Consider the following 17,345-nt stretch of genomic DNA (forward strand, 5'->3'; position numbering starts at 1 on the left):
AACTATGAACTTTATATATCACATTTTTGGGCCGCGAGTGTCACAGGAAATAATTATTCACGTCACTGGGATAACGGTGGGTTTGGTTGATGATGTAATCAGGGTGATTTATAACTTTTTGTTAATCCGGATTACTGAGGAAAATCATGAACTCGACTACAAGTATTTTACCTAAAAATCAGTGCCGATACTTAAGTTTTGGCCAGATCCTCGTTCAACCAGTGCGACACTGGTTTGATAGCATTGCAGTGGGCGATCGGCAAATAGCTAAGTGGTTGTGCCAAGTTATACCCGCACGGTGTCCTTTTGAGAGAAATATCCAGTTATTCGGACACCATTTTTTCCACATACCCCCGATGTGCAAGCTAAATCCTGTATATGAAGAATTAGTGGGGTTGCGTTTTCGCTCGCTGTCGTTTTTGGCTGATGTATCCGGGGAAGATGTAACGCCGTACTGCTGATTGAGGGGTTTCATACCTCGATCGCCGATCGATCGACCGTAGTGCATCTAGATTGTCTATGATAGTCGATGGAGAGGGGGAGAGACCTATAACAGCTTCGCTCTTCGGGTAAACAGGGGGAGAGCATTTGAGGCGTTTTAATTAGGCATTGAAATATACAATTTAAATGCTGTAGAGCTTATCAATTATTTATGGGTGCAGCACTATGCCAATTGTTCGATCGCCAATTTAGACCACAATCGTTAATATCAGTGGATGCTTTGGATGCTTTTAAATTACAGCGGGCTTCCATCATTACGGTCAAGTCAACAATAATATCAAACCGTAGCAGCGAAAACAACAGATATAACAATAATTTAACAAATTACTTTGCCTAATGGAAGTGAATATGTTTAACGCAACAGAACTGCTAATTAACGATTTTGTAAATCGGCTAATTGAAGGCTACCGGCACACCTACGGTGGCTTCAAATCTGACTATGGCGAAATTATTGCTTGGGTAGCCGATATGGCTTTGGAAAATATTGCTAATAGCGATGCTCTTTACCACAATGTGGAACACACTATTTTAGTGACATTGGTGGGACAAGAGATTCTGCGCGGGAAGCACATCCGCGAGGGCGGTGTTTCCTGCGAACATTGGCTGCATTTCCACATTGCTTTGCTGTGTCACGATATCGGGTATGTCAAGGGTGTTTGTCGGCAAGATAGAACAGATTTAGGAGTGTATGCGACGGGAATAGGTGACACGAATTTAACGCTACCGAGAGGGGCGACTGATGCGAGTTTGACCCCTTATCATGTCGATCGGGGAAAGATGTTTGTTGAGGAACGCTTTGGGGGTCACAGACTGATTGATGCCAACCTGGTTAAGCAGAATATTGAGTTAACTCGTTTCCCGGTTCCTCGGGATGAAGACTATCAAGATACTGTGAATTATCCGGGTTTGGTGCGGGCGGCGGATTTAATTGGTCAGTTGAGCGATCCGCGATATTTGCAAAAGGTGACTGCGCTGTTTTATGAATTTGAGGAGACTGGTCAAAATCAGGTGTTGAAGTATCGCAATCCGGCGGATTTGCGGGAGGGGTATCCTAAGTTTTATTGGAATGTGGTTTATCGGTATGTCAAGGATGCGATCGGCTATTTAGAATTGACGCAACAGGGGAAACAAATTGTTGCTAATCTGAACGCAAATGTGTTTCGGGTGGAGCATTCTGAGGCGGGAGTTGAGGAGGTGGCTTCTGTTAGTTAGGCTTGGAGTTGACTTGGGGCGGGCGCTCTGGTTGCTGATCCGAGCGAAAGGGCGATCGTCCTATTTAATGTTAAGCTTGTGAACTGTGCTCGATTGGGCGATCGCCATATAGTAAAATATAGCTATACCCACAGCCGCCAGCAAATTTTAAAATATTTTGATTGTCATTGCTCGATAGATTGACTCGTTCAATTCTTAAGAAATAGAGAAAAATCACCATGAGATTCATTAACCCCAAAACCGATTTCGCCTTCAAAAAAATATTCGGTGGCAAGGAAAGCAAACCAATATTGATCAGCTTTCTCAATGCCCTAATTTACAAAGGCCATCCCACCATCACCGATTTAGAAATTATCGATCCGTATTTACCATCAAGAGTCTCATATCTTAAAGAGTCTTACCTGGATGTCAAAGCAAAGCTTGCATTAGGTCAAACTGTAATTATCGAAATGCAAGTTTTAAATGTGGCATCTTTTGCGAAGCGGGTGATTTATAATGCTGCAAAAACTTACTCTACTCAACTGATTCGCGGTGAAGGTTACTTTAACTTAAAACCTGTAATTGCTTTGACCATTACAGATTTTGAAATGTTTGAAAACGACCGAGAAGTAATTTCTCACTTTGTGTTCAAGGAGAAAAAGCGTTTATTTGAGTATCCAGATCCAGGGATGGAAATGATATTTATTGAATTGCCGAAATTCAACAAACAATTGGATCAGTTGGAAACTTTGACTGACAAGTGGGTTTATTTTATGAAAAATGCCCCCAGTTTGGAAGTAGTACCGTCAACAATGGAAAATGTCTCGGAAATACAACAAGCTTTTGCGATTGCTAATGAAACTAACTTGAATCCTGAAGAGTTGAAAGATTTAGAAGATCGCGAGAGGTATATTATGGATCAGCAGGGAATCTTGCGAAAGGGAATTCAAGAAGGCAGAGAAGAAGGACTCGCACAAGGGCGAGAAGAAGGCAGAGAAGAAGGCAGAGAAGAAGGACTCGCGCTAGGAATGAGAGAAAAGGCTCTGGAAATTGCTAGGCAACTTCTCAATGTGCTTGACAATCAAACTATTAGTCAAACTACTGGTTTGAGTGTAGAAGATATCGAAAATTTGCGGGAGGAATAGGAAGGAAGGACTGAAGTCCTCACTACAAACTACATCAAATTGGTTTGTAGTGAGGACTTCAGTCCTCATCCAACGAGAGAGGACTGAAGTCATCACTATGAACCTATAGACGACTCTGCCATCTGTCTAGAGGAAGATTTTATTAAACGAGTAAATTACGTATTATGCTGTAAAAGTCAGGCAGAGGGAAAAGCTATCTCCGACTCTCACTCCCAATAGCTGACCAATCTTACAGTATAAAAAATAAATCTCATGACACCAGTCACTCCCAATCAAACTTCATCTCAATACGAAACTACCCAATCTGAAGAAAAAATTGACTCTCTGGTAGAAGAAGTTAAGCCAGAAACCGAACTCGATTTAGAATTCCTGTACACCAGAGATATTGAATTCCGCCAAGAAACAATTTATTTCATTGTAGTCGATCGCTTCCACGACGGCGACCCCGCAAATAACGAAGGCCCAAACCCAGAACTTTACGATCCAGAAGGCAAAGATTGGGGCAAATATTGGGGCGGCGACTTGCAGGGAGTTATCGACAAACTCGACTACTTAAAAGATATGGGTGTTACAGCAGTTTGGCTGACTCCGCTTTTTGAGCAAGTAGAAGCATTATTTGTCGAACAAGCTGCGATTCATGGCTATTGGACAAAAGATTTTAAGCGACTAAATCCCCGGTTTATTGCCAAAGGTGATAATCCTTCTGTCAACCAAACACAAGAAACCAAAGATACCGTATTTGACAAGTTAGTATACGAGTTGCACCAGCGAAAAATGAAACTTGTACTCGATATTGTCTGCAATCACAGCAACCCAGATTTTAGTGGAAAAAAAGGGGAGCTTTACGATGATGGTGTCAAAATAGCTGACTTTAACGATGACAAAGATAACTGGTATCACCATTATGGAGAAGTCCAAAATTGGGAAGATGAATGGCAAGTTCAAAACTGCGAACTGTCTGGCTTGGCTACTTTCAATGAAAACAATATTGCCTATCGCAGTTACATTAAGTCAGCAATTAAACAGTGGCTAGATAGAGGTGTTGATGCTTTGCGGGTTGATACAGTTAAGCATATGCCGATCTGGTTTTGGCAAGAGTTTACTGCGGATATTTTGACACATAGACCTGATGTTTTCATCTTTGGGGAATGGATTTACAGCGATCCTAGAAATGACCTTTCTGTGGAATTTGTCAATGAGTCGGGGATGACTATTTTAGATTTTGGGCTGTGCGTGGCAATTCGAGAAGTATTGGGACAGGGTGCGGAAGCCGGATTTCAGTTAATTCAGGATGTGCTGAATTTGGATCACCGCTATTACGGGGCGACGGAGTTGATTACTTTTATTGACAACCACGATATGCCGCGGTTTCAGTCGTTGAATGCCGATCGACAAATGCTCCGGTTGGCGATAAATTTAATCATGACAAGTCGTGGCATTCCGTGCCTTTATTACGGTACTGAACAGTACCTGCACGATGATACAGAAGGGGGAAATGACCCTTACAACCGCCCGATGATGGAAAAGTGGGATACTGATTCGCCGATTTACCGCGATGTGCGGTTGCTGTCTGGGTTGCGGCGGCTGAATCCTGCTATTTCGATGGGGAGTCAGTGGCAAAAATATCTAACTGCTGATGTTTATTGTTACGTCCGCCGCTATCGCGATTCTGTGGTGTTTGTGGCGATGAATCGGGGCGATTCTGTGACTGTTGAAGCGGTTGATACGGAGTTGCCGGATGGAGAGCATACGGAGGTTTTATCGCGCCGCAAGTTTGAAGTTAAAGACGGGATGCTGTATAATTTGGAGTTGGGCGATCGCGAAGTAATGATTTTTAGCCGCGTGGGAGAGCGAGTTAAGGGGAAAACTATTGTGCGGGCTCAGCTTAACAGTGTTAAAAGTCAGCCTGGGGAAAGAATTGTGGTGGTTGGAGATTGTCCTGAATTGGGGAATTGGGATATTAGTAAGGCTTACCCGCTGGAGTATATCAATACTAATACTTGGTTTGGGGAAATTCCTTTTAATGAAAGTGCGGGGAAGTTGATTTCTTATAAGTATGCGCTGCTGCGGGAAGGAAGGTCGCCGCTGCGAGAAAATTTGGTTTGTCGGCGCTGGGTTTTGGCTTCGGAAGGGACTGTGAAATGGCGCGATAAGTGGGTTTCGGGACGGGAGTCTTGACAGTTGACAGTTGACAGTTGACAGTTGACAGTTGACAGTTTGGAAATTTTAACAATATCAATGCAACCGGAAACGATAGATTATTGATTGTTGACTGTTGGGAAATTTGAATAATACCCATGCAACCGGAAACGATATGAGTAGGGTGCGCCGAAGAGCATCTGATCGCCATAAGTAGTGCGTCAAATTAATTTTTGCGCCTAGGGCTGACACCCGGGCGCCAATCTTGTAAGAGTCAAAAATAGTCACAGGGGTCGATCGCTCGATTCCAATGACTTAAGCTTTTATGCTGAAGTTAGCTGAAGCATTTATGTTTAACCTGATGTATATTTCTCCAGAGCAAGACAAAAAAATTCGCTACATCATCCGAGAGTGCGGTCAAGAAGCCCACAAGCTTGCAGCGGAACCTTTTGAAGTTTCCGAGAAAGGCCCAGATGACTACGTGACGAGTATCGATCGCTACTTAGACGGAAAACTATCAGCAGCATTTAGCGCTTTGTTTCCTGAAGATGGCAGGATCACGGAGGAAAACACGTCCTCCAGAGCAGCTTACCAGGCAAATTACCAGCGCCTCTGGTGCATCGATCCCCTGGACGGGACGGAGGGATTTATTCAGGGAAAACAGCACTATGCTGTGATGGTGGGGCTGTTGTTGGAGGGGGAACCGGTGGCCGGCTGGATCTACGCCCCGGCTTTTGACCAAATGTATTTTGGCGGCAAAGATTGGGGATTGTTCCAAACTGTAGGAACCTCTTCGCCGCAGCCGATCGGCCTTTGCAAACCCCCCGCTCCGACACCGTTCAATTGTAAAATTATTCTCGGCGACAGAGACCAGAAAAACTATGCCGGGGCGATCGCCCAAAGCATCCCAGGAGTAGAATTTTACTCGCTGGGAAGCTTTGGCTTAAAAGTTATGGAAATCATACAAGGTCGAGCCGGTTTGTACCTGTATTTCAACGGTAGAGTTAAAGTGTGGGATACCGCCGGCCCTCTGGCCCTAGCAAAGGCAGCCGGATTGGTCTGTTGCGACTTGCAAGGTCAACCGCTGAGGTGGACGGCAGACGCCATAGAGCCGGAGTCTCTGGCCCACACGCAGTCGATCGCGATCGGCTGGCCGGATTATATAGAAGCTCTGTTGGGGAAAGTTCAACAGGCAGTGGGACGCCTGTAAACCCGTTTAAGATTGAAAAATCTGCCCATAATTTTAGGTGAAGCGGGCCCCTGTACCCTGATTGGAGAATTGGGTTTTAAACCCCATAGTTCTAGGACAGCTTTGCATTAAAATTGAAATGTCTACAGGCTCAAGACACGTTGAAACAGCTACGGTGAGAGCGCACCTAGACAGCTAGAGGGGCAATGGTTGACTCCAACCCTGAAGGCATACAAGCATTTGACTTGTGAGGAAAACAAAAAGTCAACCTAGGGCATTGGGAGACTTAAAACGAACGTGGAGACTGAGTGAGACTTGCTTCTTGCAAGCATTAGTCTGTGAAGCGTTAAGGAATCCTCTCTCATTCAGGAAGAGGAGGTATGTCAAAGGAGCTATGAGACGAAGTAAGTTTCGCCTGTGTCTGAGATTTGCGTCTCGTTCGCTTTGTGTCAATCTTATGTAGCAGCAACAGATTGTTTGTTTTCTCAAACAGCGATCGTTCCCTAGCTATTGGGTGTCGCCTAATCTAATTTCCCACCTCCGCGAGTTTGCATGAAGACAGAAGCTTTCAGTGAGCTGTTCCCTCTATTTAAGGGTGCTAACCCAGAAACCTTGGGAGGGCTGCTATCCAATGCCGTTAAGCATGAGTATCCCCCAGGCCGAGCTGTGGTGATGGAGGATTCTTGGGGTAACGCAATTTATTTTGTTGTGTCGGGCTGGGTCAAAGTCCGCCGCCTGTCAAACGATCGAGCTGTATCAATGGCTATTTTAGGACGGGGAGCTTTCTTCGGCGAAATGGCCATTCTTGATGAATCTCCCCGATCGAATGACGTACTTGCTCTATCGCCCGTGCGGCTGATCAGTGTCACGGCTCAGCGATTTATCCAAACCCTGTTTAAAGATCCGCAATTGCATCACCGGATGCTGCAACTGATGGTGCGGCGCCTGCGCCAAACCAATCTCCGCTCTCAACTCCAGAACCGCCAGCCAGCGGTTAAACTAGCAAATACTTTAGTTGAGCTGGGAGAAAACTACGGTCAGAAAACTGCTGAGGGCAGAGATATCTTCAATATCCCTTATGAAGATTTAGCTGACGTGACAGGTATCGCCCTAGATGAAACCAGCAAAATTATGGAAAAACTAGATAGTAAAGGCTGGATCAAAATCGATCCAGAGCACCAAACTATCCATTTGATCAACCTCAAGCACTTGATGAATTTGGCAAGTCAATGACCGATGTCACTTATGAGGATACCTCGTCCGCTGCCGATCGCGCGATCGGACAACTAACAGCACCGACCATTCACTATTCGGTGGCGATGCCCAATCCTGAATCCCACCTGTTTGAAGTGACTTTGCGCGTGCAGGGTTGGTCGGAGCCGGTGCTGGATTTAAAAATGCCTGTCTGGACTCCCGGTTCTTACTTGGTTCGAGAGTACGCCCGCCACCTGCAAGATTTTCGATCGCTAGGAGGCGATCGAGCTTTACTTTGGCGCAAGATTAGCAAAAATCACTGGCAAATCGAGACAAATTCAGTGTCAGATGTCACGGTTTGCTACCGGATTTTTGCCAACGAACTGACAGTACGAACCAATCATTTAGACTCGACTCACGGTTATTTTAATCCAGCGGCTCTGTGCTTTTTCTTGCCCGGTTTTGAGCGCAACTGCTATACGGTGACAGTGGTGCCACCGCAGCCGGAATGGCGCACAGTTACTACTTTGCCGCCTGTTTCTGGGGAAGATTTTACTTTCGCTGCTGCGGATTTTGACACCCTTGTCGATAGTCCTTTTGAGATTGGCTGTCACGAGTCCTACGATTTTGAAGTGATGGGAAAACCCCATCAGCTTGTAGTTTGGGGACAAGGCAATTTAGAACCAGAACGGGCAATTCAAGATATCAAGAAAGTCATTGAGGTAGAAGCAGAAATGTTCGGCGGTTTGCCTTACGACCGCTATGTGTTTTTGTTGCATTTGTCTGGCTCTGGTTTTGGCGGATTGGAACACAAGGATAGTTGCACTCTTAACTATTCGCGTTTTGGTTTTCGGAACAAGGACAAGTACGAACGGTTCATTCAATTGGTGGCTCACGAGTTTTTTCACCTCTGGAATGTCAAGCGCATTCGACCGAAAGCTCTCGAAATATTTGACTACGAACAAGAGAATTATACTCCTTCTTTATGGTTCTCTGAAGGCACGACCAGTTATTACGATTTGCTAATTCCTTTTCGAGCGGGTCTCTATGGCGTGAAAGGTTATTTCCAAAATCTTGCCAAAGAAATCACTCGCTTGCAGACGACTCCGGGGCGGAACGTGCAGCCTGCGAGCGAGTCGAGTTGGGATGCTTGGATTAAACTTTATCGGAGGGATGCTAATAGCGATAATTCGCAGATTTCCTATTATTTGAAAGGGGAATTAGTTTCGTTTCTGCTGGATTTGTTGATTCGAGCTAAACACGGCAACGCGCGATCGCTCGACGATGTGATGCGTTTGATGTGGCAGCAGTTTGGCGGTTGTTCTCCTGAAAATGAAGATTTTGACCAGAAGTCGGGAACAGAGGCAAAGCCTGCGTATCTGACATCAAATGGTAAGTTAAATGCTCGCTCGCGGACGGCAGAAATAGGCTTTACTCCCGAAGAGTTGCAAAGTGCGATCGAGTCTGTAGCCGGCATGGATTTGAGTGACTTTTTTGCGCGCTATGTAGACGGCACAGAAGAGTTGCCTTATAACGAATATCTGGAACCTTTCGGGCTACAAATTTGGGTAGATGAAAGCGAGCAAACGCCTCGGATGGGTTGGACGTTGGGAGCGGAAAACGGGCGGCAAATGGTTAAATTTGTCGAAGCAGGATCTCCGGCACAATTGGCCGGAATTGACGCTGGAGACGAGTTGCTGGCGATCGCAGGTTTTCGAGTAAATGCCGAACAAGTGGCAGAGAGGCTGAAAGACTATCAGCCGGGGGACACGGTAGAAGTGACAGTTTTTCATCAAGACGAACTGCGGACTTGTTCTGTTACTCTCGCCCAGCCGCGCCCCGGCCGTTATTCGATCGTACCAGTCGATCGGCCAAGCACTATTCAGAAACAAAACTTTACTGGATGGCTGGGTGTTCCTCTGTCGAATTTGTGACATCATTGTTAGTAGTTAGTTGTTATTTGTTACTTGTTACTTGTTGGTTGTTATTTGTTAGTTTTAATAACCAATAAGATTGTGTCCGGTTAATTACCTATCATAAATTTTGTACTGAGAGCGCTCGTCCTCACTGCAAAACTATAGGCCAATCGGGAAGGACTCAAGTCCTTACTAAAAAAGACTTTTATGATGGTTGTCTCACCGGATATGACATAAAAAATCAGCAATAACCAGTAACAAATAACTCATAACAAATAACCCATTAGCAATCACCAATTTTAATTATGCAAACCCCACCTCCTCCATCAATTACGCCTCGCCAGATGAACCTGCTGCGAATCGTTTCCTCTATGGCCTGGGCTGATGGCGAACTCGCAACAGAAGAAGTTAATTTAATGCTCGATCGCTTTTGTCGTTTGTTTGCCGCAGATGACGACGCCCAACAAATGCAACAGGAACTGCGGGATTACATCATGCAAAATATTCCCCTTGATGAGTTGATTCACCAACTAGAAACTCAAGAGGAAAAAGAATTAGTCTTGCAACTCGGCTATGAAGTGATTGCATCTAGTTCTCGCACTCCCGACGAACCAAACATTAACTCTGACGAAGCCGCAGCTTATCAAAAATTAGTGCAGTTGCTGAATCTTCCAGAAGATGCAGTCAAGCGTATTGAAGCAGAATCATCGGCGACACATACTTCGGAGGGAATTATAGAGAAGATAGCTCACAAATTAGAACAGTTCATCAAACGCTAGTTTGCGACTGGCGCGCGGCTGATTCCTGGTTGATTCCTGTATTTCTCGTTACTAAACCTGAAATTTTTAAGAGCAACCGGGAATAATTCGCCATAGGTAAGTCTTTTTTACTTAATACTTTTGGACTGGGTAATATAGCCCTTCTCAGATAGGTGAGGTACGTTGTTGGGCTTCAGCCCTCTTCGTTTGGGCTTCAGCCCTCTTCGTTTAAGCGGTTATATAAGCAGTCAGTCATACCTCATCTTTCTGATAAATGCTATACAATTTTTCCCAAATAATGTAACCTAACAATTGTTGTGCAAGAGTGTTAGGGAAAGTTGTTGATTCTCCCGGATGTGTAAGATCAAATCCGGCTGTACCAGAATGATTAAACCGCAGAGGGCGCAGAGGACACAGAGGGAGAAAATAGAGAGAGGTACTCATGGGTATAGGGCATAGGGCATAGGGCATAGGGCATACCTCACTTTTTTTGAGAAAGGCCATATCATCTTCGGGTAAAGATCGATCTTATGATTGTTGAGAATATTCTCAAGTAAGTGACTAATAACTAATAAGCAATAACCAATAACTAATAACTAATAACTAATAACTAATAACCAATAACTAATAACTAATAACTAATAACCAATAACTAATAACTAATGACTAATAACTCTTTAAAATTATTGTTCCTATCAACTTCTGTAGGTCAACTCGGTTCGGGGTTGGGCGGCGGAGTCGAACTTACAGTCTTCAACATTGCTAAAGAATTGCAGCGTCGAGGTCATAAAATAACAGTTGTAGCGCCGGCAGGTTCAGTCTTAGAATCAATTCCAGTCATCGAAATCGCGGGGGATTTGCAAGTAACTGCCCAAACACAAGATTACCACGATCCGATTGTGATGCCTGCCGATTCTGTGCTGGCAAATATGTGGGAATACGCTCGCCAAGTTCAGGATGATTGGGATCTGATTGTTAATTTTGCCTACGATTGGTTGCCTTTTTATTTGACGCCATTTTTTAACACTCCGATCGCACATTTTATCAGTATGGGCTCCATGTCGCGATCGTTCGATCGCATCGCCGGACAAATCGCCGTCAAATTTCCCGGTACGCTGGGAGTTTGCACCCTTACCCAAGCCCAAACCTTTGCCTTTGCTAGCGAGTGCGAGTTGGTGGGAAACGGCGGCATCGATTTATCGCTGTACGACTTTTGCAGCCAACCGGAACCAAAATTAGCTTGGCTGGGCCGCATTGCCCCGGAAAAAGGCTTAGAAGATGCTGTGGCGGCTGCAAAAATTACAGGCATTCCCCTAAAAATTATGGGCAAAATGCAAGATGAGGATTATTGGCACAAAATTTGTACAGATTACCCGGATGCTCCGGTAGAATATTTAGGGTTTCTGACAACAACCAAAATGCAAGAACAAGTCCGCCAGTGCCGAGCATTGTTGATGACGCCGCGCTGGGTGGAAGCTTTCGGAAATGTGGCGATCGAGGCTTTAGCGTGCGGTGTGCCTGTGATTGCTTACGAGCGCGGGGGGCCGGCGGAAATTGTGCGAGACGGGCTGACGGGCTTTTTAGTGGAACCTGATAGTGTAAATGGCTTGGTAAGTGCGATCGACCGTTTAGACAAAATTGACCGCAGTGCTTGCCGGCGACAAGCAGAGGTAGAATACAATTTAGGAGCCGCGGGCGATCTTTTTGAACGCTGGTTCAAGTCTATTGTAAAATTGAGTTAAATAAACTCTTAATTGACCACAACAAAAGACCACAAAAATAACTATGGCAACTGAACGTTTAGTGCTTTTATCGAGCAGAGAAATCGAAAAAATGCGTCAAGCTGGCAGCTTAGCAGCTCAGCTTCTTCTGCATCTCGAACCAATGATTAAACCGGGTGTCAGCACTCTGGCAATTAACGACGAAGCGGAACGCTGGACTTTAGCCCACGGTGCAAAAAGTGCTCCGTTAGGTTATAAAGGATTTCCGAAATCTCTGTGTGCTAGTGTCAATGAAGTTGTCTGTCACGGCATCCCGAATGCAAAACAAATTCTCAGAAAAGGTGACATTATTAACATTGATGTAACGCCTTTAGTTGATGGCTATCACGGCGATACTTCTAAAACTTTTTTTGTTGGGGAACCTTCACCTGTAGCTAAAAGGTTAGTTGAAGTAACTGAGGAATGTCTCAGAAGAGGAATTGCGGAAGTTAAGCCTGGTGCTCGTACCGGTGATATCGGTGCGGCGATTCAAGAATATGCTGAAGCGCAGGGTTTTTCGGTGGTGCGAAATTTTGCGGGACACGGCGTGCATCGCGTTTTTCACACGGAACCGGAAATTTTGCATTACGGTAAGCGGGGGACGGGAAAGAAGCTCAGACAAGGTATGGTTTTTACGATCGAGCCGATGATTAATGAGGGTACTTGGGATGTGGAAATTTTGGCGGATGGTTGGACTGCTATCACTAAGGATAAAAAGCTTTCGGCTCAGTTTGAACACACTCTGGCTGTGACTGATTCTGGGGTGGAAATTCTGACTTTGCCGTAGGTATGAAAGGTGGAATTCCGCCGAATCGAATTCGGAATTAGGTACGTAGTTGCGCTTCAGCGCTCTTAGTATTATATACGGAAAGAGCAATCCTAAATCATTTTCAAGCTCGGGAAATTATCAAATCCTTGCTATAAAATGAGTTTAGCAAGACGAGAGGTAGTCGTACCTTGAAACTTAGATAGGATTACTATATTTACGAAAAGAGCGCTGAAGCGCAACTACGTACCTTTGAGCGCTGAAGCGCAACTACGTACCTTTGAGCGCTGAAGCGCAACTACGTACCTTTGAGCGCTGAAGCGCAGCTGCAACCGGGAGATTTGCTGCGGGCGATCGCACCTAGCGGCGCGCTGCGAGAATTGACTAATTTTGAACGCGGTTTGGAAATTTGGAAATCCCGCGGCTATCGAGTTGAATTAACACCGGGTTTTGCCGATCGCGCTGGCTACTTGGCCGGTTCCGACGAAAACCGCGTCCGACAGCTCGCAGATGCCCTCAGTGACCCGGATTGTCGCGGTATTCTGTGTGTTCGAGGCGGTTTCGGCAGCACTCGACTTTTGGAAAAAGGTAAGGTGGGCGATCGGGCTAATTCCGGGTTTCCTACTCCCGATTCCCATGCGCCGAAATGGTTGATCGGCTTTTCCGATATTACGGCTTTGCTGTGGAATGACGACAAATTGGGGATTTGGGGCGTTCATGGGCCGCTGCTGACGACTTTGGGCGCGGAACCGGATTGGTCTGTCGATCGACTTTTTGACTGCGTAGAAGGCCGTCCGTTACAATCTTTGCAAGGTAAGGGATGGGCTGGTGGAAAGGCTTCTGGGCGGTTGTTTCCGGCGAATCTGACGGTGGCTACTCATTTGCTCTCCACCCCTTATCAACCGGATTTGACTGGTGCTATTCTCGCATTTGAGGATGTTTCGGAGGCTCCTTACAGGGTCGATCGGATGTTGACTCAGTGGCGGATGGCGGGGGCTTTTGCGGGGGTGCGGGGGATTGCTTTGGGACGGTTTAGTCGCTGCGAGGTTGGCCCGGATAGTCCTAGTTTTACTATAGAAGAGGTTTTGCGCGATCGGCTCTTTGACTTAAATATTCCCATTGTCTCGGATTTACCGTTTGGCCATGAAGGGGTTAACGCTGCTTTACCGATGGGAATTGAGGCGAGTCTCGATGCTGAATCGGGATTGCTGATTTGTGGGGATACATCGCAACTTTAGATGCGGCATCAACGTCTGTAAGTTGGTAGGGTGCGTCAGGGAGAAATTATTAGTCTGTGATTAAAACACTCAGCCCTGACGCACCGTACAGTTGGTAGTCAGTTGGTAGAGTGCGTCAGGGAGAAATTATTAGTTGGTAGGGTGCGTCAGGGGAAAAATAATTAGTCTGTGATTAAAACACTCAGCCCTGACGCACCCTACGATAATTCCTAAATAGTCCAGTTGGGTGAGGTTAACACGGTTGGCATAAATTAGATTTAAAATAGAGTGTGTATGCAAATGTCGGCGCCAACAAGGCAAAAAGATTTTAAAACTTTTGAGAGGTTGATATGAAAGCACACAACTTGTTAAACAGTATTGCTGCCGCAGTCCTAGTTACCGGATTGGCACTTACGGCGATTCCGTCAAGTGCGGTTGCCGAATCGATACAAAATAACGATCGCATAGATGGAGTAATCCGCCGCACTTCCCCGATTTACCGTTTCCGAAATATGTGGACGCCCGGAACTCCGACGGAAGAATTGCGCGGTCAAGAATATACTTTCACTGCGCGGGAAGGCGATAACATTCAAGTGTTTTTAGATACGGATAGAAGTCGCGGTTTTACTCCCGTTATGGTACTATTTTACGGGAACAACAAGCAAGTCGCTTTTACCCAAGACCGTTCTTTTAATTATGTGATTCCCCGCAGTGGCGATTACAAGCTTTTGGTGTTAGCGAAAGATGCTGCGAGGGGCGGTAGCTACACGGTGGAAGTTGCGGGAATTGATGGCGGCGACAGACGTGCTAGTAATAATAGATGGGATGACAGAAGCGATAGGGGCCGTAACAGCAGCAGCTACGATGGAGAACGGATTTTGCGTGATGATTTTGGCTTAAATCCGATCGACTGTCGCCTCAGACGTACTATGGTAAGAGTAAGATTTGACGATACCGGGAGAGACGGGACTTATTGCGCTGTACCGACTAGGGCTGTTCCGGCGGGCGATTATTATTACAATTCGCGGACTAGGGATTTAGATTCGGCGAGGGCGGATGATGGTAGATTCGATCGATCTAATGATAATAGCAGGTTCGATCGTCCCGATCAATGTCGCGTATCTGTAGGCGGAGTGTGTGTGACTAGGTAAGCCCGAAAAAATCATCTTTTCCGAGGAATTGTAAGGGCGGGTTCACCCTGATTTGTAACTCAAATCAACAATATCTATAAACCCGCCCCCACCCAACTAGATAAGCCCGAAAAAATCATCTTTTCCGAGGAATTGTAGGGGCGGGCTCACCCGGATGTGTAACTCAAATCAACAATATTTATAAACCTGCCCCAACCCAACCAACCAACTCTGATTGGGGACAAGTTTTTCTGGTTCTGCGATCGGTGGGGGCGGGTTTTTGAGTCCGTCGATTTCATTGTATATTTGGGTGAACCCGCCCCTACAAATCTTGGTATTTTAGATGTAATTTTGTATTCGTGAATCAGTTGCTGCTTACCAGCTAAAATTTGTGAGGCAATTAATTCAGTTCCAAAAATAATGGATACTATTGATATTTAAGGCTTCCGTTTTCATTGTATTCAAGTTCATGATACTTGCCACCTAAACCTAAATCATGTAAGCACCTCTGGTAGTTTTTGGGGCCCATATCAAAAGCATTAGTCTGATTCAATCTTGCCCATTCAGCTACTTTGAGCTGGCTAGTTACCCCTGAAGCATCAGCTACGGTTTTGACAATCCAATCAAACATCTTTATTTACTCTTTAAGTTCGTATAATTTAATTATATTCCTATTGATTTTTTTGGGTCAAGTTTCCATTCAATTATTTTCCCCAGCGAGTGGGGAGATTTGCAAGGGTTCCCAAAATTATCCGTCAAAACTCCTTCAACCCCGCAGAAAAACTCGCTGAAACCCTTGCCCAGCAATGCTGCGAGGGTTAGAACGAAACAGCGTATTTTCAGCCATTTTCCCGACCCCTCGCAAACTACCACAGTTCGATCGCAAATCAAGCTCTACCAATTAATGAATTAATTCAGTCCAGAAAACAGAAGCGCTGAAAAAATAGATGCGGAGATTGCTTTCATAAGAGATCGCTTCGCTAACGTTCCTCGCAATGACAGATAGTGCCTCGCAATGATAGATAGTAGGGAATTTACCCATCAAACCCAAAGAAACCGGGTTTTTTTGCGAATCTGCCGACTGCGACGAAGAATTATCGCCAAAAACCCGGTTTCTGAGCCCCGCGTCAGTCCGAATACACATACAGACATCAGACAATAGCTGCTGCGGGCCGATCGCCGAATTTTCGATCGAAAAGGACGATCGCACAGTGGTAAGCTACCAAAGACATTAAAAGATCTAAATTCGAGAAAAGTTAAGATGTCATCATTAAATGAAGTTCCCTTGCTGTTGCGGGCAGCCCGCGGCGAAACCCTAGACCGCCCGCCCGTGTGGATGATGCGCCAAGCCGGTCGCTACATGAAAGCCTATCGAGATTTGCGAGAAAAGTATCCCTCCTTTCGCGAACGTTCCGAAATTCCCGAAGTTGCGATCGAAGTTTCCCTTCAGCCGTGGCGCGCGTTTCAACCCGACGGCGTAATTTTATTTTCCGATATCGTCACCCCCATGCCCGGTTTGGGCATCGACATGGACATCGCCGAAGGTAAAGGCCCGATTATCCACGCACCCATCCGCACTCAGCAGCAAATCGACAACCTGCAACCGCTGAACCCGGAAGAAAGTTTGCCCTTTATCAAAACAATCCTCAAATCCCTGCGCGCGGAAGTTGGCAACAAATCCACCGTGCTCGGTTTTGTCGGCGCGCCCTGGACTTTAGCAGCCTACGCCGTTGAGGGCAAAGGTTCTAAGGATTATGCCGTCATCAAAAACATGGCATTTTCCGATCCAACTTTACTACATCAATTGCTCTCGAAATTTGCAGATGCGATCGCAGTTTACGTGCGCTATCAAATCGACTGCGGCGCGCAAGTAGTGCAAATGTTCGACTCCTGGGCCGGCCAACTGTCCCCGCAGGATTACGACACCTTCGCTCTACCATACCAAAAACAGGTATTCGAGCAAGTCAAAAAAACCCATCCCGACACACCGCTAATCCTATTAGTCACAGGTAGCGGCGGCCTTCTCGAACGCATGGCTACATCCGGCGCAGATATCGTCAGCGTCGATTGGACGGTTGATATGGCCGACGCGCGCAAGCGTTTGGGCCCCAACATGAACGTTCAGGGAAATCTCGATCCCGGCGTATTGTTTGGTTCTCAACCGTTTATTCGCGATCGAATTCTTGATACAATTCGCAAAGCGGGCGATCGGGGACACATCCTCAATTTAGGACACGGCGTATTGCCGGGAACCCCCGAAGACAACGTGCGTTTCTTCTTTGAAACCGCGAAACAAGCCGACAAATTGCTCGCAGTTACTGCTTAAATTTGACAGGAATTCAAACCCCAAAAACCTCATTCTCCAAAATCCGTAGGGGCGGGTTCACCAACAACCTTAAAAGTTGCAAACAGGTGAAATAAACCCGCCCCCACTACTTA

Annotated in this window: 15 protein-coding genes; 13 read left to right on the top strand and 2 right to left on the bottom strand. The window is 45.9% G+C overall.

Annotated features, from left to right (window positions below; genetic code table 11):
- The first annotated feature begins 146 nt into the window (after positions 1-146).
- The 12 genes from JGK07_RS07215 to JGK07_RS07270 all read left to right on the top strand — a co-directional run bounded on the left by JGK07_RS07215 (position 147) and on the right by JGK07_RS07270 (position 14,927).
- The gene (locus JGK07_RS07215) at positions 147-461 is read left to right on the top strand and encodes a Mo-dependent nitrogenase C-terminal domain-containing protein (protein WP_293176570.1); all 315 of its coding nucleotides are present in this window, start codon (positions 147-149) and stop codon (positions 459-461) included.
- Between the two features lie 388 nt (positions 462-849).
- On the top strand, positions 850-1,713 hold the full coding sequence (locus tag JGK07_RS07220; protein WP_293176568.1) for an Npun_R2479 family HD domain-containing metalloprotein: 864 nt from the start codon (positions 850-852) through the stop codon (positions 1,711-1,713).
- A gap of 218 nt (positions 1,714-1,931) precedes the next feature.
- Positions 1,932-2,837 carry an Rpn family recombination-promoting nuclease/putative transposase gene (locus JGK07_RS07225; protein WP_293189215.1) on the top strand — a complete coding sequence of 302 codons (906 nt, stop codon included), beginning with the start codon at positions 1,932-1,934 and terminating at the stop codon, positions 2,835-2,837.
- Between the two features lie 252 nt (positions 2,838-3,089).
- A complete protein-coding gene (locus JGK07_RS07230) occupies positions 3,090-5,015 on the top strand; it encodes an alpha-amylase family glycosyl hydrolase (protein WP_293242021.1) in 1,926 nt (641 codons plus the stop codon).
- A 286-nt stretch (positions 5,016-5,301) separates the two neighbouring features.
- A complete protein-coding gene (locus JGK07_RS07235; protein ID WP_293242018.1) occupies positions 5,302-6,186 on the top strand; it encodes an inositol monophosphatase family protein in 885 nt (294 codons plus the stop codon).
- A 531-nt stretch (positions 6,187-6,717) separates the two neighbouring features.
- A complete protein-coding gene (locus JGK07_RS07240; protein ID WP_293145897.1) occupies positions 6,718-7,398 on the top strand; it encodes a Crp/Fnr family transcriptional regulator in 681 nt (226 codons plus the stop codon).
- Positions 7,395-9,293, top strand: coding sequence for a M61 family metallopeptidase (locus tag JGK07_RS07245; RefSeq protein WP_293176560.1), 1,899 nt, complete (start codon positions 7,395-7,397; stop codon positions 9,291-9,293). The genes JGK07_RS07240 and JGK07_RS07245 overlap by 4 nt, the downstream gene beginning before the upstream one ends.
- 287 nt (positions 9,294-9,580) lie before the next feature.
- A complete protein-coding gene (locus JGK07_RS07250; RefSeq protein WP_293189217.1) occupies positions 9,581-10,054 on the top strand; it encodes a TerB family tellurite resistance protein in 474 nt (157 codons plus the stop codon).
- Between the two features lie 641 nt (positions 10,055-10,695).
- Entirely contained in the window at positions 10,696-11,775 is a 1,080-nt protein-coding gene (locus JGK07_RS07255; protein WP_293189219.1) for a glycosyltransferase family 4 protein, read from the top strand.
- A gap of 43 nt (positions 11,776-11,818) precedes the next feature.
- The gene (gene map / locus JGK07_RS07260; RefSeq protein WP_293176554.1) at positions 11,819-12,580 is read left to right on the top strand and encodes a type I methionyl aminopeptidase; all 762 of its coding nucleotides are present in this window, start codon (positions 11,819-11,821) and stop codon (positions 12,578-12,580) included.
- Between the two features lie 287 nt (positions 12,581-12,867).
- A complete protein-coding gene (locus JGK07_RS07265; RefSeq protein WP_293290794.1) occupies positions 12,868-13,797 on the top strand; it encodes an LD-carboxypeptidase in 930 nt (309 codons plus the stop codon).
- A 329-nt stretch (positions 13,798-14,126) separates the two neighbouring features.
- Entirely contained in the window at positions 14,127-14,927 is an 801-nt protein-coding gene (locus JGK07_RS07270) for a hypothetical protein (RefSeq protein ID WP_293189221.1), read from the top strand.
- Between the two features lie 406 nt (positions 14,928-15,333).
- Here the strand turns inward: JGK07_RS07270 and JGK07_RS07275 are convergent, their stop codons facing one another.
- Both JGK07_RS07275 and JGK07_RS07280 read right to left on the bottom strand, forming a co-directional pair.
- A complete protein-coding gene (locus JGK07_RS07275; protein ID WP_293189223.1) occupies positions 15,334-15,537 on the bottom strand; it encodes a hypothetical protein in 204 nt (67 codons plus the stop codon).
- 270 nt (positions 15,538-15,807) lie between these two features.
- On the bottom strand, positions 15,808-16,116 hold the full coding sequence (locus tag JGK07_RS07280; protein WP_293185476.1) for a hypothetical protein: 309 nt from the start codon (positions 16,114-16,116) through the stop codon (positions 15,808-15,810).
- Positions 16,117-16,167: 51 nt separating this feature from the next.
- Here JGK07_RS07280 and hemE point away from each other — a divergent pair, with 51 nt between their 5' ends.
- Positions 16,168-17,232 carry a uroporphyrinogen decarboxylase gene (gene hemE, locus JGK07_RS07285; RefSeq protein WP_293189225.1) on the top strand — a complete coding sequence of 355 codons (1,065 nt, stop codon included), beginning with the start codon at positions 16,168-16,170 and terminating at the stop codon, positions 17,230-17,232.
- Positions 17,233-17,345 lie beyond the last annotated feature (113 nt).

The sequence above is a fragment of the Microcoleus sp. PH2017_24_DOB_U_A genome (assembly GCF_020738205.1).
Classification (GTDB): Bacteria; Cyanobacteriota; Cyanobacteriia; order Cyanobacteriales; family Microcoleaceae; genus Microcoleus.